Source organism: Saprospira grandis DSM 2844, from assembly GCF_000275825.1.
In the GTDB taxonomy this organism is placed as follows: domain Bacteria; phylum Bacteroidota; class Bacteroidia; order Chitinophagales; family Saprospiraceae; genus Saprospira; species Saprospira grandis_A.
In genome coordinates, this window is the sequence record NZ_JH719942.1 from 2443401 (window position 1) to 2469996 (window position 26596).

Consider the following 26596-nt stretch of genomic DNA (forward strand, 5'->3'; position numbering starts at 1 on the left):
GCCGCAATGCTCATTAGAGCCCACGAACAGTATGAAAGTAAGCGAACACTTCCGCCAAGCGGAAGGCCAAAGCCTGATTTCTTTCGAAATCCTTCCCCCTCTGAAAGGAAGGGGCATCCAAGGAATTTTTGACACCTTGGACCCACTCATGGAGTTTAAACCTCCTTTTATTGATGTAACTTATCACCGTGAGGAGTTCATCTACAAAAGACGCCCCAGCGGCTATTATGAGAAAACCGCTATCCGCAAACGCCCCGGTACCGTGGGCATTTGTGCAGCGATCATGAACCGCTATGGCGTAGATGCTGTCCCTCACCTGATTTGTGGTGGATTTACCGCCGATGAGACCGAAAATGCCCTGATTGACCTCATGTTTTTAGGGGTCGATAATGTGCTGGTCCTCCGTGGCGACCCCCGCAAGTTTGAAACTAAGTTTATGCCCGAAGAAGGCGGCCATGCCTATGCCCTAGACCTAGTCAAACAGGTCCAAAATATGAATGAAGGCCACTATCTCGACAGTACCCTCATGGATGCGCAGGCCTCTTCTTTCTGTATTGGCGTAGCCGGTTATCCCGAAAAACATTTTGAGGCGCCAAATCTCGATATGGACCTGCATTTCCTGAAACAAAAGGTAGAAGCCGGAGCCGATTATATCGTTACCCAAATGTTTTTTGATAACCAAAAGTACTTTGATTTTGTCGATAAATGCCGTGCAGCTGGAATTAACGTTCCTATTGTGCCCGGCCTAAAACCCATTACCAAAAAGTACCAACTAAACGCTATCCCTCGGCATTTCTTTATTGATTTGCCCGATGATTTAGCCAAAACAATGATGGAAGCCAAAGATGCCGAAGCTCGCCGCCAAGTAGGCATAGAGTGGTGCGTCATGCAGTCTAAAGAACTCAAAGCGGCAGGCGTTCCCTGCCTACACTATTATACAATGGGCGATGTTGATACCATTAAATCAATTGCCGAACAAGTTGTATAATGATTTGGGGCTTGCCCGCCCTTTGGGCGGGCCGCTCCCTGCCGGGCTCGCAAGTCTGCTCGGCCCTGCGCCGCCTTTGGCGGCTGGGTCTAGCCCTGCGGGCTCCCCTCTAGGCAGCTAAGCCAAGGCGCTTCGCGCCTTTCTGGACCAAAAAAGGCCGCCCCAGGCGGCCGCTCGGCCTAGCGATGTGCAAGGGTGGCCGAAGGCCAGACCGAGCCAGCTTGCTGGCGAAGGGCCGAGCGAATAGCGAGCCCTGAAACGTAGCGCAGCAAGGCGAAGCCGCAGCTGAGGCCCCAAAACAGCAGCGAGCTGTGGAACGACAACAAGGTCTTTAGACCGCAGTTCGACGACCAAAGGGAGTAACCGCCGCAGCAAAGCTGCGGCGGCCCCAAAACAAGAAGAATTGTACATTGATTGAATTTTTATAAAACGTAAGCAGTAAAATGGCTTTAACGGAACAAGCTAGCCAAGCCTGGCTAGAAGAGCTCGACCAATTGCTGGAGGCTGGCCAATTAGGCGGCCGCAAGCTCAATGAAATGGAGCGACAGCGCATCACCAATTTGAGAAAAATGGTGGAACTCAAGATTAACCCTTATCCCGCCGAGGCCTTTGAGGTCAGCCACCTGGCCAAAGAGGTAAGCGAAAACTTTAGCGAGGAAAAGGCCGAGGACTTTAAAAAGGTCAGCTTAAGCGGCCGCCTAATGTCTAAACGCGTAATGGGAAAGGCTAGCTTTGCCGAACTCCAAGACAGCAGCGGACGTATTCAGTTTTATATTAGCCGCGACGAAGTTTGCCCTGAAGACAATAAGGACCTCTACAATAAGGTCTTTAAAAAATTGCTAGATATTGGCGATTATGTGGGCATTGAGGGCTATGCTTTTTATACCAAAACGGGTACCCTTTCTATTCATGTAGAAGAGTTTACTTTTTTGGGCAAGGCCATTCGCAATCTGCCTATCGTAAAAACGGATAATGAAGGCAATGTACATGATGCTTTTACCGATGCCGAACAGCGCTATCGGATGCGTTATGTGGACCTTACCGTTAATCCACAATACAAAGAGATTTTCTTGACCCGGGCTAAGGTGGTTCGTGAAATGCGCCACTTCTTTGATGCTCAAGGCTGGTTGGAAGTAGAAACGCCCATTTTGCAAGCGGTGCATGGTGGTGCCGCCGCTCGTCCTTTTGAGACGCATCATAATACCTTGGATGAGGACCTCTATTTGCGTATTGCCAATGAGCTTTACCTCAAGCGCCTCATTGTGGCCGGCTTTGATGGAGTTTATGAAATCGGCAAGATGTTCCGCAATGAAGGAATGGACCGGACCCACAACCCCGAGTTTACCTCTATGGAGATTTATGTGGCCTATAAGGACTATATCTGGATGATGCAGATGGTGGAGCAACTCTTTGAGAAAATCTGCCTAGCTGTTCATGGCAGCAGCAGCATTAAGATCCGCAAGCAGCATGGCAAAGAATTTACTACGCATGAAGTAAATTTTGCTGGACCCTTTGAGAAGCTCAGCATCTATGATGCAATTGAGAAGCATAGTGGCCACAACCTACGCAACATGAGCGAAGCGGAGATTTTTGCCCTTTGTAAAGAGCTACATATTGATGTAGATGCCAGCATGGGCCGCGCTAAACTCATTGATGAGGTTTTTGGTGAAACCACCGAGCCGCACCTCATTCAGCCTACCTTCATCACCGATTATCCGATCGAGATGACGCCTTTGGCCAAAAAACACCGCAGTGAAGAAGGGCTGGTCGAGCGCTTTGAGCTCTTTGTTATGGGTAAAGAAATTGCCAACGCCTACACGGAGTTGAATGATCCTATCGATCAGCGCCGCCGCTTTGAGGACCAACTTCGCCTAGCCGAAAGAGGAGACGAAGAAGCCATGGCCATGGATGAGGACTTCCTCCGTGCCCTAGAGTACGGTATGCCTCCTTCTTCTGGTTTGGGTATTGGTATTGATCGCCTAGTGATGTTGATGACCGACCAAACGTCTATTCAAGAAGTGCTCTTCTTCCCACAAATGCGTGCGATCAAGAAGAAAATAGAGGAACAAGAAGAAGCTTAAATAACTTAAGCCCCTTCAATAAGAAAGGCCCCGCTCCAAATTTGGAGTGGGGCCTTATTTGGTCCTTATACAATCAGGCTATAAATACTTTTTCCAGCCGGCATATTTTGCCCCCAGATAATCGAAGTCGCTAGCTTTACAAAAGCGCTTAAAGACCTTCATATCGCTACTTTTTGGTTTAGCTGAAAGCTGAAAATGTACCTCTTCGGCTCCAGCTTTTTGCCATTCTACAGAAAGGCGGCCAGGGCCTCTTTCTCTAAGCAAGAAGATCAGATTAGGCGAGCCATCCAAGGGGAAAAGCTCGATCAACAAGCGGCCTTTTTCTTCTTCCAAAATGCGGTAATTGGCCCGAATTGCCCGCTCTTCCATGGGGTTGAGCAAGAGCAAACCCTCTGCAGAAAGCAAGAGGCTAATATCGGCCAAGCGCTCTTTGAGCATCTTTTGCACATCAGCGGGCAGTTTGGGGTCCAAGCGGTTTTGCTTGGGGTCAAAACGGCCCAATTGGCCAAAATGAGCCGCCAAAAAGGCTGATTTTGCATTTTCAGTTGCCCAAGCTGCTCGCTGGGCCAAAAGTTTGGCTTCCAAAGCTTTGAGTTCGGTCTCAAAATGCGTTTGCAAATAATCTTTGGCCTTGCGGCTTTTGGCCTTTTGGGCCGCTTGCAATTGGGCAAAAGCCGCTTTTGCATCTCCCGTCAAGTGCAGGCATTTGCCTAGGGCAAAAGCGGCTTCTCGAGCATAGAGTGGCTCTTGCAAAAGGGCTTCAAAGATGGCTTTGGCTGGGGCATAATCTTCAGCTTCTAGCAAATAAAGTCCCCGCTTAAAATTCCATTCTAAGGCAGCCATGCCCCTACTCAAGGCAATCACTTTCTCCAAAGCAGCTGCGGCTTGCCCAAACTCATCTTGAGCAGCAAACAAAAGCGACTTCTGGATATAAATTTCCTCATCTTCAGGTTGTTCTTGCTCCATTTCCTGATAAATGTTCAGGGCCTTGGCATATTGGCCTTGGGCCTGCAAGCAGATGGCCAACAAGCCTTTGAGCGCATACTGTTCTTGAGCGGGCGCCATGGACAAAGCCTTTCTAAAGGCCTTTTCGGCCTGACTATATTGCTCTTCGGCCAAGAGATAATTGGCCAAACCCACCCAATAGGGTAGGGGCTGAGCCGCCGCCTGAATCAAGGCTTTATAAGTGAGACTAATCTCCTTAAAAGAAGGTGCTGCCTGCATCATCAAGGCATTGAGCTTAAGCGTAAGAGCGGCCTCATTGGCTTCTTTCTCCAACAAGCGCTCAATCAGCTCCAAAGCTTCTTCCAATTGGGCCATATTGAGCAAGGTCTTGGCCTTGAGGCGCAAGAAACTGGGCTCTTCCAAAGCCGAAGGATCCGCCTGATTCAAATACTCAAGGGCTTGCGCTACATTTTGGGCCTCAAACAATTGATAATGGGCCAAGCCTACAAGCGCCTGCCAATTTTGGGGCTCCAAAGCAAGGGCTTTATCGTATAAAATCCTTGCGGCTGCTGCCTGTCCCTGAACATCCTTATAGCTGGCCATGCGCAGCAAATAGCTGGCTTTTTTTGGGGCCAACTCAATGGCTTTGGCCAAGGCAATTTCTGCATTTTGATACTGCTCCGCCAAAAAGAGGGCTTCGGCCAAACAATAATAACCCAAATCTACGGCAGGTTCTGCAATAATGGCCGCTCTGGCCAATTCATTCAATTCAGTTGGTTTTCCACTTTGCCGCGCTTCGGCTAAAGCTTGCAGCAGTTCTGGCATTGACATATCTCCGTTTTCTTCTGTTGATAATTTATTTTTTGGGGCGTTACTCCTTTCAGTCGTCGAACTGCGGACTAAAGTCCTTGTTGTCGCGGCGGCCTGCGGCCTTGCGGCGCTACGTTTACTCCCTTTGGTCGTCGAACTGGCGCCCCTATAGGGGCTGGTTGTCACAGCTCGCTGTTCGCTCGGCCCTGCAGCGCTAAAGCGCTTTGGTCTGGCCCTGCGGGCCACTGCTGCACATCGCTAGGCCGATAGGCTGGGGAAAGCCCCAGCCTAAAGGCGAAGCAATAGGCTAGTTATTCCATGGCAGGTATTGCTCAAACTTCTGGATCATGGGCGCGACATCCTTGCCAGGCTCGATCTTAAAGTCGCCTTTGGGGCCATGCGTAAAGCTGAGGCTTTGCATAGAGAAGCTCGTTTCATAGCCAGGCACCTGCAATTGGAGCAGCTCGTATTTGCCCAACTTATGCGTAAAGAAAGCATCAATGGGGTCGAGATAACCAAAAGACCAAGAGGCGGCGCCATTCCATAGACTGACGATATAGCCTGGAATCTCTACTTTGAGTAGCATATCGTGCTGGCTCGTTACGGTGGTGGGATAAAGTTTTCCTACAAGGCTCTTATTCTTTAGGCCCAAAGTTACTTTAGCATCTGCTTGGCAGTCGAGCTGTCCACTTACATTTGCTTTGGCCTGGCCCTCTACTTTTTTCTTAATTACCGGAATGGTAAAGCCACAATCTAGTTCTAGATCGCCTTGGGCCCAGGCAGAGCTGCTCAGCTGGCTATTGATTTCTACCTCAGAGCCAGTAAAACGGCCCGAAAGGGTACCCGATAGGCGAATATCCATAGACATGCCCATAGACAGACGGCCCCATTTTTGGCGGGCTGGTGTATGCTGCAGATGCAAAAACTCCTTGCTAATTCCCTGATTGAGGAAGCTATTGATAAATTGGTCTAAAAGGGCTTTGGCGGCTAATTCGGCTAGGCGTTTCAGCTCGGCCTTTCCTCTTTCCAAAAACTCATCGAGGCTGCTTACGCCATCAAAAATATCGGAGGCTTCTTTGACCAAATCGCTTAGGCCAGCCTTTTCAATTTCTTCTTTAAATACATCGGCTCCAACGCCTAAGATTTCTCCTAGGTCAGTTTTTCCATCTTCCAAAACAGCTTTGGCCGCCTCGGCGATGCTCTTAATCTTATCATTGCCCGAATGTTCGCCAATTGCGTCTAGGCCTTCAGCGATAAGCTCATCTTTATCAATTTTGCCATCTTCTAAGATGTTGCCGGCTCGTTCAGAGAGCTCGTCGAGCAGTTCGTTATCGGTATTATTGGCTACTGTTTCTAGGCCTTCGCGGACCAACTCTTCGGTATCAATTTTACCATCGGCAGTAACTTGGCTAACGGATTCGGCGACTTGACGGACCTTTTCGTTGCCACTATTCTTAGCGATTTCGCTACCAATTTGGAGCAGGTCGGTGATATCGACGCCTTCTCGCTCAATTTTATCGGCCTTTTCTAGGATAAGATCTAGGCGGCCCAATAGGTCGGCAGCTTTCTTTTTTGATTGTGGTTGTTCTGTTTGCGCTTTGCGCTGGCCCAATTCATTCTGGACCGATTCTAGGACCTTGCGGCCTTCTTGGACTTTAGACAAAAAATCTCCGAAACCCATAATTTTTTAGTTTTAAAAGGAGTGAATTAAAAGAGGAAGCTAAGAAAATCGGCACCAGAGGGCAGGGGTTCTGGTTCAGGTTTTTCCTCTAGGGCTTTTTCTACTGCTTTTAGCTCGGCTTCCTTAGCGGCGATAACTGCCTCTAGTTCTTCTAGGCGGGCAGAGAAGTCGGCTTCGGCAGCTTGGGCTTCGGCTTGGCTAGGCGCCTGAGCTTTCACTTTTTCCTTTAGGGTTTGGGCTTGGGCCAATAATTTGCTCCGAATATTTTCGGCTTTTTGGGCTAGGCTGGCTTTTTCTTCTGCTGTTGCTTGTTCATAAGCTTTAAGAAAAGCCTGAATATTATCTTCTAGGCGCTGGATGGTGTCTAGGTCCTTATCAGTGGCTTTATTGGCTTTGAGATGGCCCAATACCGTTTTCTTGGTTTCTTCGGTAAGGCGTTCAATTTTTTGGGCCAAGATAGCGAGTTCATTATCGCTTTGGTTCGCATTAACTTTATTGGCGGCGGCTAAAATTTCCTGCAACTTGGGCAACAGACTTTTTGCATTGGGGTTGCTGTCTTGAGCCAATTCTTTTTGGGCCGCTTGCATGGCGGCAATTTGTTCTGCGTTTATTGTTCCGGCTTTGACTGCGGGCAACCACTCTCCTTTGATACTGGCTAAATGCTCTTGCCAGGGGGCGAGCTGGCTGCTTTCTTCTGCACTGGCGCTTTCTGCTTCTTCGGGGGCACTAAACTCTAGGGTAATGCCTAGTTTGGCAAAGGCCTCGGCCATTTTGCTTTGAATTAGCTCGCTACTCATGCCCCCTTTTTTGATATCTACTTTGGCCAAAAAGCCATCGGCAGAGGGTGCTAGGCTAAAGCTAGCGGCGGCAGTTTTTTTGATGGGGTGGAAGCCTTCTTTTTTGAGGTTCTTGAAGGCGGCAACCATTTCGGGCAGCTTCTTATAAGGGACCGCTAGGGTCGTTTTTTTGCCGGCTAGGCGGTAGTCTTGTAGAAAAATAACCGCGCTGGCTTTTTTCCAAAGGGGCATTTTCTTAAAGAGCTTTTCGTAGTCTGCTTTCTTTAAAGAAGGCAGTAGCTCTAGGCTTAAGGTATTTTCGGCCATAATATAATATCTTGATTAGGTAGTAAATGTATGTTGAGGAGCTTATCCCCAACTGCTTGGCAGCCTTTAATTTAGTCTTTTTTGCTGGGAAGAGGAAGCCTTTTTTTAGAATGCTTTTAAAAAGCAGCTGGCCTTGGTCCATTTTTGCGGTTTTGCAGGCCCGCAGGCCTAGCGATGTGCAGCAGTGGCCGTTAGGCCAGACCTAGGCAGCTTTGCTGCCGCAGGGCCGAGCGAAGAGCGAGCTGTGACAACCAGCCCCTATAGGGGCGCCAGTTCGACGACCAAAGGGAGTAAACGTAGCGCCGCAAGGCGAAGCCGCAGCGGAGGCCCCAAAAAAAAAGCAGTCTCTTCAGAAAGAAACTGCTTAAATATTATTGGATAATTTTGAGTTCTACCCTTCTGTTGAGTTGTTGTTCTAGGGCAGTTTGGGCGCGGGGGTGGATCATTTCCCAGTTGCCATAGCCTCTATATTTTAGTCGTTCGGCGGCGATGCCTTTTTGGATAAGGTAGTCATAAACGGCCTTGGCGCGGGCTTGAGAGAGCTGATAGGAGCGAGATTGGGGCGGAACGGGGGCTCGATTGGGTTTATTGATATGGCCGCCGAGCTCAAATTTGAGTTTTGCATTATAGCGGATAAAATCGGCAATTTCGTTTAGGGTTTTTTCTGAGTTGGACAAAAGCTCGGCTGTGCCGGCCTGAAAATAGAGGTCAGAAAGCTGTATCTTACCGCCCAAAAGGGCTGGTTCTAGCTGAATATCGAGATAAATAGAGTCTGTTTCGGGCGTTTTGATCAGGCGATTGGCAAAGAAATAATTTTTGGCATAAGCCCGAAGCTCTAGTTGTCTGAAGCCGCCTAGTAGTTGTTCAAAATGGCCTTCAGCATCTGTAAAAAGGGTATCTTGGCGGCCCATACGGACGATCAGGATCTGGGCATTGGCCAAGGGGGCATTGGTTTTAGAGTCGGTTAATCGGCCCTTAATTTTGCATTTGTCATGAAATCGGCTAGGGTCGTAGGGGCCCAAGGCATAAACAGACACACGGCGGTTTTTGGCCCGGCCCTCCTCGGTGTCATTATTGGCAATTGGGCTAAACTCGCCATAGGTCCGAACATCAATAAAACTGCTGTCAAGGCCCTGCAAAAGCAGTTCTTGGGCCACCGAATTTGCCCGATTTTTGGCCAGCTCATTATTGTGCAAACTACTGCCAATAGAGTCCGTATGCGCCTGAATGATGATTTTTTCTAGCTCTTCCTCGGCCAGTTTCTCTACCAAAGCCTTTAACTCGGCCTTATCTTGGGCATCTAGCTCAAAAGAGCCCGACTCAAAAAATAGCTCATTGGTAGAAAGAAAGCGGTAGCGCTTTCGGTCAATTTGGCCAAACAGCAACTGGGGCAAAAGCAGTAGGGATAGAGTATAGAGAAAAAAACGCATCTATAAATTCAAGTTTAGAGCTTAACTTTCTAGGGGATCAGAAAACTGTCACAAATATAACCTTTTTGCCCCCTTCCTTCTTCCTATTTGGCCAAAGAAAAAGCAGCATTCTTCAAAAGTTTTTATCTTGGGCCTTTCCTTTCATTAAAAACAAATTCTATGACTAGCGACCAATTGGATCAGCTGCAAACTCGTTTGAGTCTTCTTAGGGGGTATCTTTGACGTCCCCAAACGGAAAATGCAGCTAACAGAAGAAAAAAAACATACTTACGACCCCAATTTTTGGACAGATGCCGAGCGGGCGCAACAAATCCTAAAAAAAATAGCGGGCCTACAACATTGGGTCAAACGCTATGAAGCTACCGCCGAATATCTAGAAGATTTGCAGGTCCTTTTTGATTTCTATCAGCTAGAGGAGGTCTCGGAGGAGGAGGTCGAGGAGCAATACCAAAAAGCTTTAACGGCAATTGACGACTTAGAGTTTCGAGCCACCCTCAATGAAGCCGAAGATGAGCTCTCTTGTATCCTCAAGATTCAAGCAGGCGCAGGCGGAACAGAAAGTTGCGATTGGGCCAGTATGCTCCTTCGTATGTACCAGATGTGGGCCGAAAAAGAAGGCTTTAAACATAGCGAATTGCACCGTGTAGATGGCGATGTGGCTGGGGTCAAATCGGTCAGTATCGAAATTGACGGCGCCTTTGTCTATGGCCTCCTCAAATACGAAAATGGGGTGCACCGACTGGTCCGTCCCAGCCCTTTCAACGCCCAAGGCAAACGCCAAACTTCTTTTGCCTCGGTTTTTGTCTACCCCCTAGTCGATGATAGTATCGAGATTGAGGTGAATCCCGCCGATATCGAATGGGATACTTTTCGCGCTAGCGGAGCCGGTGGACAACATGTCAATAAAACAGAGTCCGCCGTGCGCCTGCGCCACCTGCCCTCGGGCATTGTGGTGGAGTGCCAAGAAGAACGCTCGCAACATATGAACCGAGAAAAATCCCTCAAAATGTTGCGCTCCGAACTCTATCAATTAGAGATCCAACGCCGCCAAGCCGAAAAAGACGCCCTAGAGGCCAACAAAAAGAAAATTGAATGGGGCTCGCAAATTCGCTCTTATGTCCTCGACGACCGCCGAATTAAAGACCATCGCTCCAATTACCAAAGCCATGATACCAAAAAAGTACTCGATGGCGATCTAAACGATTTTCTGAAGGCTAGCCTGATGGCCCTCAAGGATGTCTAAATGTAAGAAGCAGTTTCTTTTATAGAGACTGCTTTTTTTGGGGCTGCCCCAGCCTGCGGCTGGGTCGGGCTGTGTCAGGGCTCGCAGGTCTGCTCGGCCCTTCGCAAAAAATGCGCAGCATTTTTGCTCGGTCTGGCCTTCGGCCCCCCTTATCCATCCCTCAGCCTTCGGCCCTCCGGGCCTGCAAAACCGCAAAAATAATTGGACCAAAACAAACAATGCCCAGCCCTTGCTGTTCTAGCTAAGAATGAATCTAAATAGCAGCGAAAGCAGTGCTCAAATTCCTTTTAGAACTCTATTTTTTTTGCGAGCTTTGTGGCTGAATTAAGAAGAATTATACCTCTATGTCTGAAAATAAAGTAATAGAAACCGATATCCTAATTATCGGTGCTGGACCAACGGGCCTATTTACCGTTTTTGAGGCGGGCTTGCTCAAGCTTCGCTGCCACCTGATTGACTACCTTCCTCAGCCCGGTGGCCAACTCACCGAAATTTATCCCAAAAAGCCCATTTATGATATTCCAGGCTTTCCCGATGTGCTCGCTGGCGATCTGATCGATAACCTAATGAAGCAAATCGAGCCCTTTAATCCCGGCTTCACCCTAGGCGAAAGAGCAGAACAAATTGAACGCCTAGAAGATGGCCGCTTCAAACTTACTAGCCATAAAGGGACCGTGCATATTGCGCCCGTGATTGCCATTGCTGGCGGCTTGGGTTGCTTTGCCCCCCGCAAACCCCCAATTTCTAATATTGCCGACTTTGAGGACCGTGGAATAGAGTACATCATCCGCGAGCCCGAGTTTTATCGCAATAAAAAAGTAGTGATTGCCGGTGGGGGAGATTCTGCCCTAGACTGGACCATCTACCTGGCTGATGTAGCCAAAGAATTGACTTTGGTCCACCGCCGTAAAGGCTTTAGAGGCGCACTAGACTCTGTAGAAAAGGTAGAGCAATTGGCCGAAGCTGGCCGCATCAAACTGCTCACAGAATCTCAGATTATTGGCCTAAAAGGAGAGGAGCAACTGCAAGCTGTAGAGATTAAGCAAAAAGGAGCCGATAATTATTGGTTGGAGACCGAGCATTTTGTGCCGCTCTTTGGCCTTTCGCCCAAATTGGGCCCAATTGGCGAATGGGGCCTAAATATTAACCGCTCGGCAGTAGAGGTAGATACCTTTGACTATAGCACCAATGTTCCCGGCATTTTTGCTATTGGCGATATCAATACCTATCCCGGTAAACTCAAGCTGATCCTCTGCGGATTTCATGAGGCTACCCTCATGGTCCAATCGGCCTTCAAAATTATTCATCCCGAAAAGAAGGTCCAATTTAAATATACTACTGTAAACGGCGTAAACGGATTCTAATGGATTACTTTGAGTTTTATGAACTGCCCCGGCAATTTAGTTTGGATGAAAAAGCCCTCAAACGCAAATATTTGCAAATGAGCAAACGCTTTCATCCCGATTTTCATAGCTTAAGTAGCGAGAAAGAACAAGAAGAAGCCCTAGAAAAGTCTACGCTCAACAATAAAGCATATAAGGTCCTTAAAGCATTTGATAGCCGCCTGCGCTATATCTTAGAATTGCATGGACTCTTGCAGGAAGGGCAAAATGCAGCCCTTCCGCAAGCTTTTTTGATGGAGATGATGGAGATTAACGAAAGCATCATGGAGCTGCAGTTTGATTTCGATGCCCAAGCTTACCAAACTATTTTAGCCGATATTCAACTTTTTGAAAAAAAGTTAAAAGAAAATATCAAACAGGCCATTGCGGCCTACGATTTGGCCCAAATTAAAGAAAATCAATTGCTTGAACCCGTTTTAGACTACCACTATAAGCGGAAGTATTTGGTCCGAATTAAAGAAAATTTGAAAAAAATAGAGAAAATGGACTAAATAAATTTGGAAATAAGAAAAACCGCCTTATATTTGCAACGCTTCCAAAGGGGAGTAACAAAGTTTTTCTCTAGCCTTGGTGGCGAAATTGGTAGACGCGCTGGATTCAAAATCCTGTGGTGGCGACACCGTGCGGGTTCGATTCCCGCCCGAGGCACTTTAAGGTCGATTATGCAAATTTGCATTTTCGACCTTTTTTTATTTGTTTTGGCCAAGCTTTGGTCCAATACTCCCTTAGCTTGGAAAAGGCCCGAAGGGCCGTCGGCCTAGCGATGTGTAGGGGGTGGCCGAAGGCCAGACCGAGGCGCCTAGCGCCGAAGGGCCGAGCGAATAGCGAGCCCCGAAACGTAGCGCAGCAAGGCGAAGCCGCAGCTGAGGCCCCAAAACAGCAGCGAGCCCCGAAACGACAACAAGGTCTTTAGACCGCAGTTCGACGACCAAAGGGAGTAACCGCCGCAGCTTGCTGCGGAGGCCCCAAAAAAATTAAATCAGAAAGGAAGATGGCAAAGAAGAAGAAAAAACTCAATTTTTATTCGACAGATCCCAATTTTGAATGGAATGATGAGCCTTTGGAGGAGGAGTTGTTGCCCCCACAGCAGCAGCGCCTGCGGGTGCAAATTGACCGCAAGAAAAGAGGGGGGAAGGAAGTCACTTTGGTTACTGGATTTATAGGCCCAGAGGAAGACCTCAAGGCCTTGGGGAAAAAGCTGAAAGCCAGCTGTGGCGTGGGTGGAAGTGCTAAGGATGGGGAGATTATCGTGCAGGGAAAGCAGGCGGAAAAAGTGCTGGAACTGCTCAAGAAATGGGGCTATAGCCAGACGAAGCGATCGGGCGGTAACTAGTGATAGTGCACCAAAATATCGAGGCCTAATTCTTGGGCCAATTCAAATTGTAGGCGGCCCCGCCATTTGGGCCAGTTTTTGGGCTCTTCTTGGCTAGCGAGCAGCTCTGTGGAGAAGCGTTCTTGTAGTTTTTCGGCCAGAGGGTGTCCCTCTTCCATGGGGCGCCAACTGAGGCCCTGCACCTCTTCCATATTGAAGGGGGCAAAATAGATTTCGCTGGCAATTTGGTCTACCTCCGCCTCCCAATCGAGCCGAGAGGGCCGAAAGACCAAAGGGGCGAGCATCTGCTGCCAGTTAGGGGGCCAATTGGCTTCAAAAAGCATTAAGAGATCATATTTCCAATGCCCATCTTCTGTTTGCAGAATATGGGCTATTTCTTTTTCTAGCTGGGGCAATTCCTCTTTTAATACCTCTGCAATTAGGGGGGCCACGGGCCAGTTGCGATCTTGCAACCACTCTAGCAATTCATGGGCAAAAGGCAGCCAAATTTCGGCCTCCGTTTGGGCCAAAATATCTACCGCCAAATCATCATGTTTATCTTTGGGGATAAAAGGCGGGCGAAAAAAATACATGCTCATACCATTCCTATTTTTTGCCGCTAAGCATACGGGGACGGCCTTCTAGATCGGGCATAATCTGCACTTTCTGAAGGCTAGGCCGCATAAGTTCGGCAATCTCTTGGGCGGAAAAGGTATTGGCTTCAAAATAGAGGCTGCCGCCTTCTTTCAGGGCTTTGCCTTGGCAAAGGCGAACAATCTCCCGATAAAAAACGAGTCGATCCTCTGTTGCTGTAAAAAGGGCCAAATGCGGCTCATAATCGAGCACATTGGCGGCCATGTTTTCGGCCTCGGAAGGGGCGATATAAGGCGGATTACTTATGATGAGGTCAAAATTAGCCAGCTCTGCCCAGTTTTCCTTGGCCAAAATATCTAGTTCTATAAATTGAACATTGGCTCCCAACTGCTGCGCATTTTTTTTGGCAACCTCTAGGGCCGCTGCGCTATAATCTAAGGCATAAACTTGCCAATTTGGGGCCCTTTTGGCCAAACTAATGGCTATGCAGCCCGAGCCCGTACCAATATCTAGGACCTTAAGTGGTGCCTGTTTATTTTCTCTTTGCAATATCCAGTAGAGCAGTTCTTCGGTCTCGGGCCTTGGAATGAGGGTGGCGGAATTGACGGCAAAAGAGTAGCCATAAAACTCGGCTGTTCCCACTACATATTGCCAGGGCTCAGCGGCTAATAATCGGCTTTCTAGGACCAAATAATCTTCTTCTGTCAATGTTTTGACCCGCCAACAATCTTCATAGATATAGCGGGCAATGGTGCCGGCTTCTCGCTCTTCATAAAGGGCAAGCAGGGCTTGGGCCAAGCGGTTTTGGGCAGCTTCTGGCTTCATCTTATTGTTGCAATCTTCTGAGGCTATCCACCTGCATTCTAAAATTCTGAACCACTTCGTTGGGGTCTTTGCCCAAGAGCTTTAGGGAAGCCTCTACCTGTGGGCGAAGTTCATGCTCTGGATACTTTTCCAGAAACTCATCATACATTTTGCGGGCTTCTTCGGTCCAATTGACTTCGCTGAGCTTCTCGAGCTCAAAATCGGCATGCATCTTCGAGCGAAATTCCTTTTTTCTTTGATATTGCTGCATGAAAATGGGCATCTTCTGCTCATATTCTAGGGCCAATTGCAAAAGGGTCTGCGGATAGAGATGAAAGTCGTGATACTGCTCATAAATACGCTTCCAAAGCTGCACGGCATCATAACTTTCCCCAATGCTAGAGGCCAGTTTTCCACCCTCAAAGCAGTAGGCCGGACTAAATTCGCTGCTGGGGTAGTTGCGGGTATAATGCAGGTACTGCCGCACTAGTTTATGCGCCATGGCTCTATCCAGTTGCCCCTTGGGGCCCGAGCGCAGTTGCTTTTGCATCTCGCCAATCCGAGCTTCCATTTTTTCTTCTGCAGGCTTAAAGAAGAATTCGGCGGTGGCCCGTCCTGCTCCATTCGGAAAAGCCTTGAGGTATTTTTCATAGAGCTGTCCCGCCCGCTCATTGTTTCGGTCATGCGGACTATCATAAATCGAGGCCGCCAATAAGAGGGCTTCTGGATAGGCTTTGCTGTCTTCAAATTGGTCTATGACCATCTCTAAATGTTTGCTGGCTTCTTTCCAGTTTTGCATCCGATAATAATAACTACCCATTTTATAGAGATAAACGGGTGTTTGCGGGTCATCCTTAAATTGCTGGCTATAGTCGGCATAGGCAAATAGCAGTTGGCCAAGCAAGCTGTCTTTGACCAAGACGTTTTGTTGCTGCTCTTCCAAACTGGCCGCTACTCGCTCTTCCAATTCCTTGATTTTCTGCTGGGCCGAACGCTCTGCCGAACAGGCCATGAGAAAGAAAAAAAGCAGGGCCATAAGGCCATATTTCCAAAAGTGATTGATCATCTGTTTTTATTTTGTAGTCAGTACTTCTATATAAAATATAAGAGGGCTATGAGGCGGCACAAAGGGCGGATTGCCCAAGGCCCCATAGGCCAAAGCCGAAGGGAGATAGATGAGTCCTTGCTCGCCTTCTGCAAATTCTTGTAGGGCCAAAGACCAACCCCGAATCGTTTTTAAGTCGCCTAGCTCTACCCAAATCGGACGCATGTTCAAGAAACTATCATCGATGATGTCGCCATTAGGCAGCAGGCAAATATATTGGATTTGAGCCAACTGCCCAAGCTGAAGTTTTGGACCTTTTGTAGACTTTAGTTTTTCAAATCTTATTCCCTCGGCGCCTCTACCCGCTAACTGACTCAAACTGCTGTCTTTGGCCAATTCTGCCTGTACCCACTGCCGCCGCTGAGCGATGCGCACTCGCTCGACCTCAATTTCTGCCGCCAACTGCGCCTGGCTTTTTAATGTTTTGAGCCGATAACCAAAACGAACTCGCTCTTTTTCTTCAAATTCTGCCGCATAGGGGCCCAATATATCAGCAGCCGATTTGGCCAATACCAAAACCTCCAAACTATCGCCCTCGGTCATCAAACTCAGGGCCTCTGTAAATAAGTTGTGCGCTTCTGCCGAAGGCATTTCAACCAATACAGGCATCAGCTGATCTGCCGAGCTCAACAACAAACTGTCGCCCTTCCAAATACTATAACTAATCTCCATTTGGTCCCCTTCTTTGGGGTGCCGCAGCCCTTTTTGCTCCTGCTGGCCGCTATGCTTATACCAAAATTTCCCTTGATGGTAGCTCGTCCACCCCCTAGGAACCGACCGGCAGGAGGTCCATAGCAAACTGCTCAGCAATAGAAGGAGGAAGAGGTGGTTTTTCTTTTTTTGGGGCTGCCCCTTCGGCCCTTTGGGCCTGCGGGTCGGGCTGTATCGCAGCTCGCTGTTCGCTCGGCCCTTCACGGGCTTCGCCCGCTTGGTCTGGCCTGCGGCCACTGCTGTCCATCCCTCAGCCTGCGGCGGCTTCGCCGCCTGTAGTTCCGTAGATCTAAACATAGCTGGGGCTTATTCTGCTGGCTGTTTTGGCGCAACTAATTCTAGGTAAAGGACTTTTCGACTTTTGGGGAAGATAAAGTAGCCCCTCTGCCCAAGTTGCATTTTGGCCAAGGCTTGCTGATAATAAGGCGGTAGCCCCTGCTGCCCTTCTAAGGCCAAACGGTCTCCGCGGCGCAGGTTGTTGTCTAGGCCTTGGCCATTCTCTAGCTCCAATAAAATATAATAGGCCCAATAGGCTGGAGCTGCGCCCCGACCTTCTCCCTGCAAACGAAAAAAGAAGCCTTCTTCCGCCCGCTCAAACTGAAGCTGCTCCGCCAAATAGGCCGAACGATAGGCCGAAAGCAATTCTTCCAGACTATCGGCCTGCTCCCGCTTCTGCACACTCTCGGTTTTCCAGTCTTCTACTTGCTCAAAGCCCCTAGCTAAGGCATATTTTTGCTCCCGCTTCGCCTTGAGCGATATGCGGTCCAATAGGTAGCTTAAACGATATTGTATCTGTACACTGTCTGTAGGACCAAAATGCTCAGCTCCCTCTGGCCACTCTTCCGCTAACTGCCCGTAGTTCCAAACAACGGCCAAACTATCGCCTGTACGCATTTGGACCAAAGGATGCAAAAAGAAGTTGCGCTGCGCCTTTACCGGATAAATCAAACAACGCTCCCCCCGCTCTACACGATCGGGATATACCAAACTGTAGCTAAAACAAATAGAGTCTCCAAACTGAGGAACCTGCTCTTCTACCGGCCCCTCTGCTAAGGTATGAAAGGCATAACCCTCCTCCGCTTGCTCCCAAGTAATTTGACAAGACCAAAACAAACTACTACTTAGCAGTAGTACGCAAAACCGAAGCATAGTCTTCATTCATTAGGCGTTTAAAGCGATTTAATGTTTCTTCTAAACTCTCTCTACTCATGCCCCCAGAAGCATTGCGATGCCCGCCGCCATTAAAATGGTTTTTGCAGACCTCCTGTACAGAGAAATCTCCTTTGGACCGCAAAGAGAGCTTAACCCGATCTTTCCGCTCTGTAATTAAGGCCGCTACCTTAATTCTGCGAATCTGTAAGATGGTATTCACTACTCCCTCTAAATCCCCCCGCTGAATGTTAAATTCCTGATGCTCGGCCTGACTAAGGGCAATGTATCCCACATCTAAGCCCTCCAAAAAGCTCATTTTATTGATGCAATGCCCCAAAAGACGCATTTTCTTCTCACTAAAGGAGTTGGTCATCATGTTGGTGATGTAGTTGCTGTTGAGCCCTCGCTCGGTCATATCTGCAATGATGCGGAAAAGATGAGCATTGGTGGCATGCTGAAAACGACCCGTATCGCCAAGTATACCCACATAAAGACATTCAAAGGCCATTAAGGGGACTTGCTCCAATACGCCTAATTCGGCAAAGTAGTCATAGACCAATTCTGCGGTAGAACTAGAGCTGGTCCGCCAAAGCCGACTTTGGGCAAAGTCTTCGGGCTGCATATGGTGGTCAATTAGTACTTTGTAGCCAGTGGCCTTCCGCCAAACCGAGCCCATACTGTCCAAACGATCCAAGGCACTATAATCTAAAGAAAAGAGAATATCGGCCTGTAGAATGGTGGCATTACTTGTTTTTTGTTTGCGCTCGTAGTTCCAAATAAGGTGAAAACCGGGCATAAAGTCGAGCATCTGAGGCAGCTCACTGGGCATAATTACCTGAACGCGATGCCCTAGGGTTTGTAGGTAGTGATAGAGGGCTAAAGTAGAGCCCAATGCATCGGCATCGGGGTTGACATGGCCGCTAATGACAATATTTTTAGGGCTGTCTAGTAGTGCTTTTAGTTGTTCGCCATTGGTCATTTGGGCAAGCATATATTATTGGTATTTTGTTTTGATAAAATTGGATGTTGGGGGGATTGCTTTTGCGGTCTGCAGGCGGCGAAGCCGCCGCAAAGGAGCGAAGCGACGCGGCTGAGGGGCTGTAGCAGGGCCGCCGCAGGCGGCAGACCAAAGCGCTGAAAGCGCTGCAGGGCCGAGCAGACTTGCGAGCTGTGCAATGGCCCGACCCGCCCGCAGGGCGGGGCAGCCCCCAAAAAGAAAAGAACAGTTTGTTATTCTCCTCATTTTAGGGAATAGGCCAAATAGCTAGTAAAATTACAAAATCATCCCTAAAGGGCTTCAGTTTGTGGGGGTTTTCCGAGCAAGCCTTGGATAATAGCCGATGAATCTGGTTTAAAAGTACTACTTTTGCGCAGTTTTGTAAATATCAAAAACGGCTTTTTATGCAGCCTACAGCTTATAAATGGGCCTGGCCGGCCTTGGCCCTTGCCTATGTTTTGGGGCTTTTTATGGTCACGATTATGGATGTGGATTCGGCTCAATATGCCTCTATTAGTCAAGAGATGTTGCAGTCGGGAGAATGGTTGCAAGTACATCATAAGGGGAAAGATTATTTGGATAAGCCGCCACTTTTATTTTGGTCTTCGGCTTTATTTTATGCCATTTTTGGGGTCTCTCAATGGGCCTTTCGCTTGCCTTCTCTGCTCTCTTCGGTCATGGGGTTTTGGGCCACTTATCAATTGGGTAAGGAGCTTTATAATAAGCAAACGGGCCAATTGGCGGCCTTAATTTTGGCCAGCACGCAGGCCTGGCTAATGTTTAATCATGATGTGCGCACCGATACCCTCATTTCCAACTTTTCTATCTTGGCCATCTGGCAGTTGGTGAAGTACGTAAATGGGGCTCAACTCAAGCATTTGTTTTGGGGTTTTGTGGCGGTGGGCTTTGGCATGATGGCCAAGGGGCCGTTGGGGGCGGTGGTTCCTGGGGCCGCTATTGGCTGCTATCTTTTGGGGCAGAAAAACTGGAAGATGCTCTTCCGTTGGCAGTGGCTGCTCGGCGCTCCTATTGTCTTGTTGGTTTTGGCGCCTATGCTGTATGGGCTCTATCTGCAGTTTCCCGATTGGGAGGGGATTTATTTCTTTTTCTGGAAGCAAAGCTTTGGCCGTATTACTGGAGAAAATGAGTGGGCCAATGATAGCGGAAAGTTCTTTTTTGTACACACCTTCCTATGGTCCTTTTTGCCTTGGTCGGCCCTAGCGGTTTGGGCCATGCTGCGCCGTTTGCAAGAGTTTTGGCAGGGGAAAAAGGTGGAATTACTGACGCTGGGCGGTTTTGTTCTCCCTTTTATTGCCCTCTCTTTTTCTCGTTATAAGTTGCCGCATTATATCTTCCCGATGTATGGCATGATGGCCGTTTTGGTAGCTCATCAGTTAATGAACTTGGCCAAGTCGAGCAAGTCTTGGGCTTGGCCCTTGGCCCTGGGGCAAAGTATTGTCTTACATACTGCGGCCCTGGCCTTTTTGGCCCTTTTGATGGGCTGGGCCTTCCCTGCCGCGCCTATTTGGTTGGTTATACTACTCATTTTGGCCGCTCTAGCTAGCTTTATCCCTTATTTTAAGTTCAAGCAGCAGCGCCCTATGCAATTGGTTTTGCCCGCCGTTTTTGCCATGGCCATTGTAAATGTAGGCATGAATGCCCATGTCTATCAAGCGCTCCTGCCTTATCAATCTGGTTCAGAAGCCGCTCACTATTTAGTGCAAGAGGGCTTGGCCGAGCAAAATGTAGGGGTCTATGACTTCTCTCAACACTCTTTTGATTTCTACCTAGGTAAGGTGGCCAAGGTTTTTGATTCGCCTAAGGATATAGAGACCGCCGCTGGACAAGCAGAATGGATTATCCTCATCCGTGGAAAAAGCCTGGCCGAACTCGATAAAGCTGGCATCCGCTACGAGAAGATTAAGCATTTTGATCACTTTCATGTGACAAGACTAACCGCTAAGTTCCTCAATCCTGCTAGCCGAGCTGAGCAGCTGCAAGATGTCTATTTGATTAAGGTGAGCGGAGTAGTGGGTTAGGATTTGGGGCCTGCCGCCTTCGGCGGCCGGGCCCTTTCAGGGCTCGCAGGTCTGCTCGGCCCTTCAGCCCTTCGGGCTTCGGTCTGGCCTGCGGCCACCCTTTCAGGCCCCTAGGCCGAATGGAAGTTCTGCGCTTCGGCCATCCTTTGATAAAAATTTCAGGCTAGTCAAGGCATTTTTTAAAGGCATAGCCGTAGCTATGGCTGAGAAAAATAACGCAAAATAGCAAGAAATTAAAGCAAAGGATAGAAGTGGCAGGGCTTTCATTTGGCCTTTGCCTGCGGCCCTTCGGCCCTGTAGGATGTATGTGAAACCTACCATAATATAAGAGGCTGTTCTACAACTAAATAAAAAGGGATGATGCTGTAACGCTAATTTTTATCTAGGTAGAAAATAGGCTGTAAAATACGCCAAATACTTAATAGCCCATTAAAGGGTTTCGCTTGCCATTTTAATTTGTTTTGCTTCTCTTTATCCTTGTAGAAATAGAACATCATTGCAAAGTCATTGTAATAAGGCTCTGAATAATAGGCTTTAGCTGTGCAGCTAATTCTAGCTGATAGTTCTTCTAAAAAAAGACTATCGTTAGACGAAAGTGTAGTTCTAGATCTAATTTTTTTGCAATATGCAGTTGTTCTATTTTCGCCTACTCCCCAGATGAAAAATATAGCCTCGGCGGCTGCTCTTTTTTCTTTAGCAAGGCTTGCTTGCACTTCATATTCTTTTTGAAAAACACAAAAAGGATTAGGCTTAAAGGTATAATGGATCCCCTCTAGCTTAATGACGCAAGAATCACAGATGGTTTCACTACAAGGCCCTGCCGAGGACTGTCCTAAAAGGCTTAAACTTAAAAAACAACAGAAAGTGAAGCTATTTATTTTTTGCTGAGTCTGTTCAAGGCTTTGTGCTTTCCCAATGATTGGCAGTTTGTAATAACTGTAAGTTAATGAATTCAACTGTTTAGATAGCAAACAGCCCCATCTTTTTAGCTAAAATAAGGGCGAGGAGTACTGCACCCCCTCGGCAGGACTTAGTGAGCTCCTCGCTTGGGTTTGTATAGCTCCTCAAGAGGACTTGGGTAAATCCTCGCTTGGGCAAGGGGAGGTCCTTGATAGGGCTTCTGTAGCTCCTCTTTTGGACTTACTTAAGTCCTCTATACTATAGGTATAGTTGCTCTGCAGGACCTCTATAGGTCCTCCTTTGGAGTAGTTCAAGTCCTGCCGATGACTAGCCTAAGTCCTCCTCTTTAGGTAAAAGAATGGTACTGATGACTAGGAGGCCAGCTCTGGAGGGGGAGAGCTAGTCCTCAAGATAATGTACAGCAGTCCTATAGAGGATTAGAAGAGGCCCTCGCTTGGAGGGCTGGAAATGCTCCTGATGATTAGGAGTAGCCCTGCAGAGGACTACGTCTAGTCCTAGAGAGGGGGATGGGAACCCCTCTCGATGGGTATAGGAACCCCTCTCGATGGGTATAGGAACCCCTCTCGATGGGTATAGGAACCCCTCTCGATGGGTATAGGAACCCCTCTCGATGGGTATAGGAACCCCTCTCGATGGGTAGGTAAACCCCTCTGGATGGGTAGCTGAACCCCTCTCGATGGGTAGGGGAACCCCTCTGGATGGGTAGGTAAACCCCTCTCGATGGCTAGCTGTACCCTTCCACAACAGAAAAAGGCCCAAAACCTAGGTTTTGGGCCTTTCCTTATTGGGTCCTACAGGCGGCGAAGCCGCCGCAGGCCTAGGGATGGTAACTGGTGCGGCGAAGCCGCAGACCTAGGGGCAGAAGCGCAGCGGAAGCCCCGCAGGGCCGAGCAGACCTGCGAGCCAGTGCACAGCCCGGCCGCCGCAGGCGGCAGGCCCCTAAAAAAAAACATAAATAGAAACTTAAGAAAGGAAGCTTTTCTAAGCGCTGAAGAAAACTTAACTTTGTGCTAGAATAAAAAAATCATAAAACAAAAACACTTATGCGCTTAATCAACAAGCGGTTATATCTAGTACTTATTCTTTTGCTGCCTGTATTGGCTTGGGGGCAGGAGGGGGACCCCTCGGAAAAGCCAGTGGCTAATTTGCTGACGCCCTATGATGCTATTTATACGCATTTATACTACTTGCAGACCGAGCATTATGATGCCAGCATGTCGGCTAGGCCCTTTTATAAGCGGGGCGAGGCGGGGCAGGATTTGGCCTTAAAGCTCAAGCAAATTTGGGATGGAAAAGGTCTTCGGATTTCTTTGAGTAGGGTTCCTGAGGACCCCATGTACAAAGATTCTGTGGGGCAAAAAAACGTCTACATTCCCTATCCGCAAGAGCTACCCGAAGTATATTTGGAGCGCAATAAAATATCGGGTAAATGGCATTATTCGAGAGAGACAGAGCGGGCGATTCCGCAGTTGCACAAGCAAGTATATCCCTTTGGGAGTGATTTATTGTTGGGCTTATTGCCACAATTGGGTCAGCAGCGGTTTATGGGCTTGGCCAGTTGGCAATACTTGGGGATGTTAATTTTGATTGCCTTGAGTTTTATATTGCATGCCTTTATCTCTAGGTTATTTCGTTGGACCATACACTTTTTGGCCAACAGTCGCTTGGGCAAGGGGCATTTTGATGAGAAGCAGGTCAGTCGGATGGCCAAGGTCTTGAGTTATCTTTTGGTCCTTTATATTGTCTATACCTTTGTGCCTGTATTGCAGTTGCCCATTGGCTTGAGCTTTTATCTGCTCTTATTGCTCAAGCTAACGAATACCGTTTTGGTGGCGATTTTGGCCATGCGCAGTTTGGCTTTTTTCCGTTCTTATTTGGAGTGGTTGACCAGCCAGACCAAAACCACTACTGATGAGTACTTGCTGCCCATCTTTATACGGATACTCAATGCCTTGATTGTTGCGGCGGCCTTTATTCATGCCCTTAGTGTTTGTGGCGTAAATGTAACGGCTCTATTGGCGGGACTTTCACTGGGTGGTTTGGCCGTGGCCTTGGCGGCCCAAGAAGCCCTGCGCAACCTCTTGGGTTCTATGATGATTTATGCAGATCGGCCCTTTCAGATCGGGGACTTTGTGAGTGTGGGCTCGGTAACGGGGACCGTCACAGACATTGGTTTTCGGTCGACGAGAATTAAGACCATGGACACCTCGGTTATTTCGGTGCCCAATGGCAACCTCATGAACGAGACCATTAACAACCTAGGCGAGCGGGAGATGCGTCGCTTTAATACTACGATTGGCTTGGCTTATCATACTCCGCCGGCCCTAATAGAAACCTTTATTCAGGGCTTGAGAAGACTGCATAAAGTGCATCCGCATACCGACAAAGAAAACGTCTATATTCACTTGAATAACATGGGGGCTTCTTCATTGGATGTGCTCTTTATGATCTACTTCAAGACGAATGATTGGGCGCAGGAATTAGCTTGGAAAGAAGAGCTTATTTTTGCTATCTTGCGGCTAGCGGAGGCCTTGGGGGTACAGATTGCCTTCCCTTCTACCTCTGTTTATGTAGAAACGATGCCTGGGCAGGGGACGGTAGTGCCTTCTTATGAGGAAGAATTGAAAGCGGCCCAAGCTCGGCTGGATGAATTTATTAGCAAGATGAAAACGGATCAATAAATTATGTTTGAAGGATTAGCGGAACTGATTGCCTCGCCACAGGCATGGACAGCCCTATTGACCTTGACCTTTATGGAGGTTATTTTGGGGATTGATAATATTGTCTTTATCTCTATTGTGGCCAATAAGCTTTCTGAGGAAGAGCAGCCCAAGGCGCGTAACATCGGCTTGTTGTTGGCGATGCTGCTTCGGGTGATCCTCTTGTTTGGTATCTCTATTATGTTGCAGTATCTCACGGCTAGTTGGGGCGACCTCCACATTTTGAGTTTTCATGCGCAGCCCAATGGGCAGGCCATTGTCTTAATTTTGGGAGGGGTATTTTTGCTCTATAAAACGATTAAGGAGATTCATCATAAATTGGAGGGGCACAACCCCGAGAACAATGATGGAACGGGGGCCAAGCTGATGGATGTCATTATACAGATTACCATTATCAATATGGTCTTTTCGGTAGACTCTATTCTGACGGCTATTGGCTTGACTCAAGACCTCACGCAGAGCGATTTGAACGCCTTGCCGGTTATGATTTTGGGGGTCGTCTTTTCGGTATTGATTATGATTGCCTTTGCTGGCCCAATTGGTCGCTATATCAATAAGCACCCATCTATACAGATGTTGGCCCTATCCTTTTTGCTCCTCATTTCCTTTATGTTGATTGCAGAGGGCGGACATTTGGCCCATGCGGCGATTGGAGACTTCCATATTGAGGCAATACCTAAGGGCTATTTGTACTTTGCCATTGCCTTTTCGACCCTAGTGCAGATGTTAGTTTTGCGAATGGACAAGAAGTCGGAACCCGTTATTTTGCACTCGGCCTTGCAAGAAGCCGAAGAGCGGAACCTACTACAATAAAACCTCTTGGGCAAAAAAGCGTTATAGGAACAAAGTCACACTGTAGTTAGCGAGAAAGCCTTATCTTGTGGATATTCTTTTAACTGCTAAATGATAGAAACTATGAGCTTTCCTAATCTAGGTCCTGCCGAATTTAAGGCAGCCTTTGAAGCCGATGAAAACGCTGTTGTACTAGACGTACGCACTCCCGATGAGATTGCCGAAGGCAAGCTTGAGGGAGCGATTGAGCTCAACTTCTTCGACGACAATTTCCAACAGGAGGTCCTTAAATTAGACGCCAACAAATCTTATTACATTTACTGCCGCTCTGGCCGTCGCTCAGCTAATGCCTGCGCATTTTTGGCCCAAAATGGCTATGCCAAAGTCACGAATTTGGACGGAGGCATGATGGCTTGGGAAGTAGCCAAAGTATAATTTACTTTTTCTACTTAAGTCTTAGACTCAGCTTTGCGGCCAGCCATTTTTGGCTGGCCGCTGCCGGGTCTACCTCTCCTAAATGCAGCGCTAAAGAGCAAAAGAAGAATACCTTTTATTATGAATCCTGTTTTTTTTGCTACGGTACTGACCGTTGTTGCCATTTTTATCTGGCTGTTTTTTATTCGAGGAAAAAGACAAAAACAGCAGCTTCCGCCTTTTTATAATCTAGACATTGAGGATTGGTTGCAGGCCTTAGAGCAGCGCCCCAATGCCATTTTGCTAGATATTAGAGGCAATGCCGCTTTGGGTCGAGATAGTATCCCCAATGCAGTATTGGTAAATTTTGAGCAAAGGCCAGCCTTTGTAGAATTTCTACATGGCCTAGATCTAGACCAGCCCTATTTTGTATATTGCGAGCAGGGCCAATGGGCCGCCAAAGCCTGCGAGGTTATGTACAATAATGGTTTTAAACAGCTCTATGCCTTGCGAGGTGGCTTTGCCGCTTGGCAGGTAGCGCAGGGCAAGGACTGGACAATCTAATTTATGCTCACTTTACTCCGACAAATTAAGTGGATGGCCATTTGGCCCCACCTTATCGTTTTTGCCCTTTTTGTTGCTTTGCTCCATGCCTTTGGCTTGGGCTGGGATATGGCGCCTTGGTTGGGCGCCCTGCTCTATTTGGGGCTCTCTGTTTTGCTCCAAAACATTATCCCTCATCATCATCGCTCGGGCATGAAGGCCCTGCAAAATGAAGATTATGAGCTGGCCCGACAGGCCTTTAGCTGTAGCTACGACTATTTTAAACAGCATGCCTGGCTAGACGATTACCGCTCTTTCTTTATCCTCAGTATCTCCAATATGAGCTATAAGGAAATGGCCCTGATTAACTATGCACTCTGCTATTTCCAAGAAGACCGCTGGGAAGAAGCCCGCAGCGCCTACGAGCGCGCATTGGCCGAATACCCCAATAGCCGAATGGCCCAAGATGCCATTGATTATATAAATAACCCAGATACAGAAGAAGAGGAGCTGGACTAACTGCTTTTGGGGCCCGCGGCCGCCCTTCAATTTGGGGCGGCCGCCGCTATGCTGCGGGGCTCGCTGTTCGCTCGGCCCTGCGCTTTTTTCGCTGCGCTCAAAAAGCTGGGTCTGGCCTTCGGCCACCCGCTCCGCAGCGCTGGGCCATGGCTCGCTGCGCTCGCAGGCGGCTGCGCCGCCTAAAACTAAGCCCCTAAAGGAACAAAATAACCCCTTTTGCCCTTATGCAGAGAGAAGCAAGAAGCAGAAAAGAATTTTTTTGTTATATTGCTATACGGGAAGCTCTTCT

At 48.2% G+C, this 26596-nt stretch carries 23 protein-coding genes and 1 tRNA gene; 13 read left to right on the forward strand and 11 right to left on the reverse strand.

From position 1 onward, the window contains the following. Positions 1 to 31 precede the first annotated feature (31 nt). Complete coding sequence (metF, locus tag SAPGRDRAFT_RS11220; protein ID WP_002659373.1) at positions 32 to 988, forward strand: methylenetetrahydrofolate reductase [NAD(P)H]; 957 nt, start codon at positions 32 to 34, stop codon at positions 986 to 988. A gap of 443 nt (positions 989 to 1431) precedes the next feature. Then, a complete protein-coding gene (gene lysS, locus SAPGRDRAFT_RS11230) occupies positions 1432 to 3069 on the forward strand; it encodes a lysine--tRNA ligase (protein ID WP_002659376.1) in 1638 nt (545 codons plus the stop codon). A 78-nt stretch (positions 3070 to 3147) separates the two neighbouring features. On the opposite strand, the gene SAPGRDRAFT_RS11235 is transcribed toward lysS, so the two are convergent. The 4 genes from SAPGRDRAFT_RS11235 to SAPGRDRAFT_RS11255 form a co-directional block, all read right to left on the reverse strand. After that, entirely contained in the window at positions 3148 to 4845 is a 1698-nt protein-coding gene (locus SAPGRDRAFT_RS11235) for a tetratricopeptide repeat protein (protein ID WP_002659377.1), read from the reverse strand. A 286-nt stretch (positions 4846 to 5131) separates the two neighbouring features. Continuing rightward, positions 5132 to 6505: a hypothetical protein gene (locus SAPGRDRAFT_RS11240; protein WP_002659378.1), complete on the reverse strand. Its 1374-nt coding sequence runs from the start codon at positions 6503 to 6505 to the stop codon at positions 5132 to 5134. A 26-nt stretch (positions 6506 to 6531) separates the two neighbouring features. Further along, complete coding sequence (locus SAPGRDRAFT_RS11245; protein WP_002659379.1) at positions 6532 to 7608, reverse strand: hypothetical protein; 1077 nt, start codon at positions 7606 to 7608, stop codon at positions 6532 to 6534. Positions 7609 to 7979: 371 nt separating this feature from the next. After that, complete coding sequence (locus SAPGRDRAFT_RS11255; RefSeq protein ID WP_002659380.1) at positions 7980 to 9038, reverse strand: OmpA family protein; 1059 nt, start codon at positions 9036 to 9038, stop codon at positions 7980 to 7982. Between the two features lie 159 nt (positions 9039 to 9197). On the opposite strand from SAPGRDRAFT_RS11255, the gene prfB reads away from it, so the two are divergent. The 5 genes from prfB to SAPGRDRAFT_RS11285 all read left to right on the forward strand — a co-directional run bounded on the left by prfB (position 9198) and on the right by SAPGRDRAFT_RS11285 (position 13017). Further along, positions 9198 to 10281, forward strand: a protein-coding gene (prfB, locus tag SAPGRDRAFT_RS11260; RefSeq protein ID WP_002659381.1) for a peptide chain release factor 2 whose coding sequence is annotated in 2 segments (ribosomal slippage) — positions 9198 to 9257 and positions 9259 to 10281 — 1083 coding nt in all. Because the reading frame shifts where the segments join, the coding sequence is not laid out codon by codon here. A 344-nt stretch (positions 10282 to 10625) separates the two neighbouring features. Further along, positions 10626 to 11645, forward strand: coding sequence for an NAD(P)/FAD-dependent oxidoreductase (locus SAPGRDRAFT_RS11265; protein ID WP_002659382.1), 1020 nt, complete (start codon positions 10626 to 10628; stop codon positions 11643 to 11645). Then, positions 11645 to 12175, forward strand: a complete 531-nt coding sequence (gene hscB / locus SAPGRDRAFT_RS11270; protein WP_002659383.1) for a Fe-S protein assembly co-chaperone HscB — start codon at positions 11645 to 11647, stop codon at positions 12173 to 12175. The genes SAPGRDRAFT_RS11265 and hscB overlap by 1 nt, the downstream gene beginning before the upstream one ends. 73 nt (positions 12176 to 12248) lie before the next feature. After that, positions 12249 to 12332 (forward strand) — tRNA-Leu (locus SAPGRDRAFT_RS11275). Positions 12333 to 12675: 343 nt separating this feature from the next. Then, positions 12676 to 13017 (forward strand): translation initiation factor, encoded by a 342-nt coding sequence (locus tag SAPGRDRAFT_RS11285; protein ID WP_002659384.1) that lies wholly within the window; start codon positions 12676 to 12678, stop codon positions 13015 to 13017. Here the strand turns inward: SAPGRDRAFT_RS11285 and SAPGRDRAFT_RS11290 are convergent. The 6 genes from SAPGRDRAFT_RS11290 to SAPGRDRAFT_RS11315 all read right to left on the reverse strand — a co-directional run bounded on the left by SAPGRDRAFT_RS11290 (position 13014) and on the right by SAPGRDRAFT_RS11315 (position 18353). After that, a complete protein-coding gene (locus tag SAPGRDRAFT_RS11290) occupies positions 13014 to 13595 on the reverse strand; it encodes a DUF5071 domain-containing protein (RefSeq protein WP_002659385.1) in 582 nt (193 codons plus the stop codon). The two genes, SAPGRDRAFT_RS11285 and SAPGRDRAFT_RS11290, sit on opposite strands and share 4 nt — an antisense overlap. Before the next feature lie 7 nt (positions 13596 to 13602). Further along, positions 13603 to 14415, reverse strand: a complete 813-nt coding sequence (gene prmC / locus SAPGRDRAFT_RS11295; RefSeq protein ID WP_002659386.1) for a peptide chain release factor N(5)-glutamine methyltransferase — start codon at positions 14413 to 14415, stop codon at positions 13603 to 13605. Between the two features lies 1 nt (position 14416). Beyond that, positions 14417 to 15460, reverse strand: a complete 1044-nt coding sequence (locus SAPGRDRAFT_RS11300; protein ID WP_002659387.1) for a tetratricopeptide repeat protein — start codon at positions 15458 to 15460, stop codon at positions 14417 to 14419. Positions 15461 to 15466: 6 nt separating this feature from the next. Continuing rightward, a complete protein-coding gene (locus SAPGRDRAFT_RS11305; RefSeq protein WP_253271314.1) occupies positions 15467 to 16171 on the reverse strand; it encodes an FKBP-type peptidyl-prolyl cis-trans isomerase in 705 nt (234 codons plus the stop codon). Between the two features lie 345 nt (positions 16172 to 16516). Further along, complete coding sequence (locus tag SAPGRDRAFT_RS11310; RefSeq protein ID WP_002659389.1) at positions 16517 to 17368, reverse strand: hypothetical protein; 852 nt, start codon at positions 17366 to 17368, stop codon at positions 16517 to 16519. Next, on the reverse strand, positions 17328 to 18353 hold the full coding sequence (locus SAPGRDRAFT_RS11315; RefSeq protein WP_002659390.1) for a DHH family phosphoesterase: 1026 nt from the start codon (positions 18351 to 18353) through the stop codon (positions 17328 to 17330). Before SAPGRDRAFT_RS11315 ends, SAPGRDRAFT_RS11310 begins: the two co-directional genes overlap by 41 nt. A gap of 410 nt (positions 18354 to 18763) precedes the next feature. Between SAPGRDRAFT_RS11315 and SAPGRDRAFT_RS11320 the strand changes: the two genes are divergently transcribed. Continuing rightward, the gene (locus SAPGRDRAFT_RS11320) at positions 18764 to 20398 is read left to right on the forward strand and encodes an ArnT family glycosyltransferase (RefSeq protein ID WP_002659391.1); all 1635 of its coding nucleotides are present in this window, start codon (positions 18764 to 18766) and stop codon (positions 20396 to 20398) included. Between the two features lie 371 nt (positions 20399 to 20769). On the opposite strand, the gene SAPGRDRAFT_RS11330 is transcribed toward SAPGRDRAFT_RS11320, so the two are convergent. Next, complete coding sequence (locus SAPGRDRAFT_RS11330; RefSeq protein ID WP_002659392.1) at positions 20770 to 21369, reverse strand: hypothetical protein; 600 nt, start codon at positions 21367 to 21369, stop codon at positions 20770 to 20772. A 993-nt stretch (positions 21370 to 22362) separates the two neighbouring features. On the opposite strand from SAPGRDRAFT_RS11330, the gene SAPGRDRAFT_RS11340 reads away from it, so the two are divergent. The 5 genes from SAPGRDRAFT_RS11340 (at position 22363) to SAPGRDRAFT_RS11360 (ending at position 26307) form a co-directional block, all read left to right on the forward strand. Continuing rightward, positions 22363 to 24000, forward strand: a complete 1638-nt coding sequence (locus SAPGRDRAFT_RS11340) for a mechanosensitive ion channel family protein (RefSeq protein ID WP_002659393.1) — start codon at positions 22363 to 22365, stop codon at positions 23998 to 24000. Positions 24001 to 24003: 3 nt separating this feature from the next. Then, positions 24004 to 24852, forward strand: coding sequence for a TerC family protein (locus SAPGRDRAFT_RS11345; protein WP_002659394.1), 849 nt, complete (start codon positions 24004 to 24006; stop codon positions 24850 to 24852). Positions 24853 to 24954: 102 nt separating this feature from the next. Beyond that, the gene (locus SAPGRDRAFT_RS11350; protein ID WP_002659395.1) at positions 24955 to 25266 is read left to right on the forward strand and encodes a rhodanese-like domain-containing protein; all 312 of its coding nucleotides are present in this window, start codon (positions 24955 to 24957) and stop codon (positions 25264 to 25266) included. A gap of 120 nt (positions 25267 to 25386) precedes the next feature. Continuing rightward, complete coding sequence (locus SAPGRDRAFT_RS11355) at positions 25387 to 25809, forward strand: rhodanese-like domain-containing protein (RefSeq protein ID WP_002659396.1); 423 nt, start codon at positions 25387 to 25389, stop codon at positions 25807 to 25809. Between the two features lie 3 nt (positions 25810 to 25812). Next, positions 25813 to 26307 carry a tetratricopeptide repeat protein gene (locus tag SAPGRDRAFT_RS11360; RefSeq protein WP_253271315.1) on the forward strand — a complete coding sequence of 165 codons (495 nt, stop codon included), beginning with the start codon at positions 25813 to 25815 and terminating at the stop codon, positions 26305 to 26307. The last annotated feature ends 289 nt before the right edge of the window (positions 26308 to 26596 follow it).

Excerpts from the sequence above, each read along its gene's own strand:
- metF (WP_002659373.1), top strand. The coding sequence starts at position 32 with ATGAAAGTAAGCGAACACTTCCGCCAAGCGGAAGGCCAAAGCCTGATT.
- lysS (WP_002659376.1), top strand. The coding sequence starts at position 1,432 with ATGGCTTTAACGGAACAAGCTAGCCAAGCCTGGCTAGAAGAGCTCGAC.
- SAPGRDRAFT_RS11235 (WP_002659377.1), bottom strand. The coding sequence starts at position 4,845 with ATGTCAATGCCAGAACTGCTGCAAGCTTTAGCCGAAGCGCGGCAAAGT.
- SAPGRDRAFT_RS11240 (WP_002659378.1), bottom strand. The coding sequence starts at position 6,505 with ATGGGTTTCGGAGATTTTTTGTCTAAAGTCCAAGAAGGCCGCAAGGTC.
- SAPGRDRAFT_RS11245 (WP_002659379.1), bottom strand. The coding sequence starts at position 7,608 with ATGGCCGAAAATACCTTAAGCCTAGAGCTACTGCCTTCTTTAAAGAAA.
- SAPGRDRAFT_RS11255 (WP_002659380.1), bottom strand. The coding sequence starts at position 9,038 with ATGCGTTTTTTTCTCTATACTCTATCCCTACTGCTTTTGCCCCAGTTG.
- SAPGRDRAFT_RS11265 (WP_002659382.1), top strand. The coding sequence starts at position 10,626 with ATGTCTGAAAATAAAGTAATAGAAACCGATATCCTAATTATCGGTGCT.
- hscB (WP_002659383.1), top strand. The coding sequence starts at position 11,645 with ATGGATTACTTTGAGTTTTATGAACTGCCCCGGCAATTTAGTTTGGAT.
- SAPGRDRAFT_RS11285 (WP_002659384.1), top strand. The coding sequence starts at position 12,676 with ATGGCAAAGAAGAAGAAAAAACTCAATTTTTATTCGACAGATCCCAAT.
- SAPGRDRAFT_RS11290 (WP_002659385.1), bottom strand. The coding sequence starts at position 13,595 with ATGAGCATGTATTTTTTTCGCCCGCCTTTTATCCCCAAAGATAAACAT.
- prmC (WP_002659386.1), bottom strand. The coding sequence starts at position 14,415 with ATGAAGCCAGAAGCTGCCCAAAACCGCTTGGCCCAAGCCCTGCTTGCC.
- SAPGRDRAFT_RS11300 (WP_002659387.1), bottom strand. The coding sequence starts at position 15,460 with ATGATCAATCACTTTTGGAAATATGGCCTTATGGCCCTGCTTTTTTTC.
- SAPGRDRAFT_RS11305 (WP_253271314.1), bottom strand. The coding sequence starts at position 16,171 with ATGGAGATTAGTTATAGTATTTGGAAGGGCGACAGTTTGTTGTTGAGC.
- SAPGRDRAFT_RS11310 (WP_002659389.1), bottom strand. The coding sequence starts at position 17,368 with ATGAAGACTATGCTTCGGTTTTGCGTACTACTGCTAAGTAGTAGTTTG.
- SAPGRDRAFT_RS11315 (WP_002659390.1), bottom strand. The coding sequence starts at position 18,353 with ATGCTTGCCCAAATGACCAATGGCGAACAACTAAAAGCACTACTAGAC.
- SAPGRDRAFT_RS11320 (WP_002659391.1), top strand. The coding sequence starts at position 18,764 with ATGCAGCCTACAGCTTATAAATGGGCCTGGCCGGCCTTGGCCCTTGCC.
- SAPGRDRAFT_RS11340 (WP_002659393.1), top strand. The coding sequence starts at position 22,363 with ATGCGCTTAATCAACAAGCGGTTATATCTAGTACTTATTCTTTTGCTG.
- SAPGRDRAFT_RS11345 (WP_002659394.1), top strand. The coding sequence starts at position 24,004 with ATGTTTGAAGGATTAGCGGAACTGATTGCCTCGCCACAGGCATGGACA.
- SAPGRDRAFT_RS11350 (WP_002659395.1), top strand. The coding sequence starts at position 24,955 with ATGAGCTTTCCTAATCTAGGTCCTGCCGAATTTAAGGCAGCCTTTGAA.
- SAPGRDRAFT_RS11355 (WP_002659396.1), top strand. The coding sequence starts at position 25,387 with ATGAATCCTGTTTTTTTTGCTACGGTACTGACCGTTGTTGCCATTTTT.
- SAPGRDRAFT_RS11360 (WP_253271315.1), top strand. The coding sequence starts at position 25,813 with ATGCTCACTTTACTCCGACAAATTAAGTGGATGGCCATTTGGCCCCAC.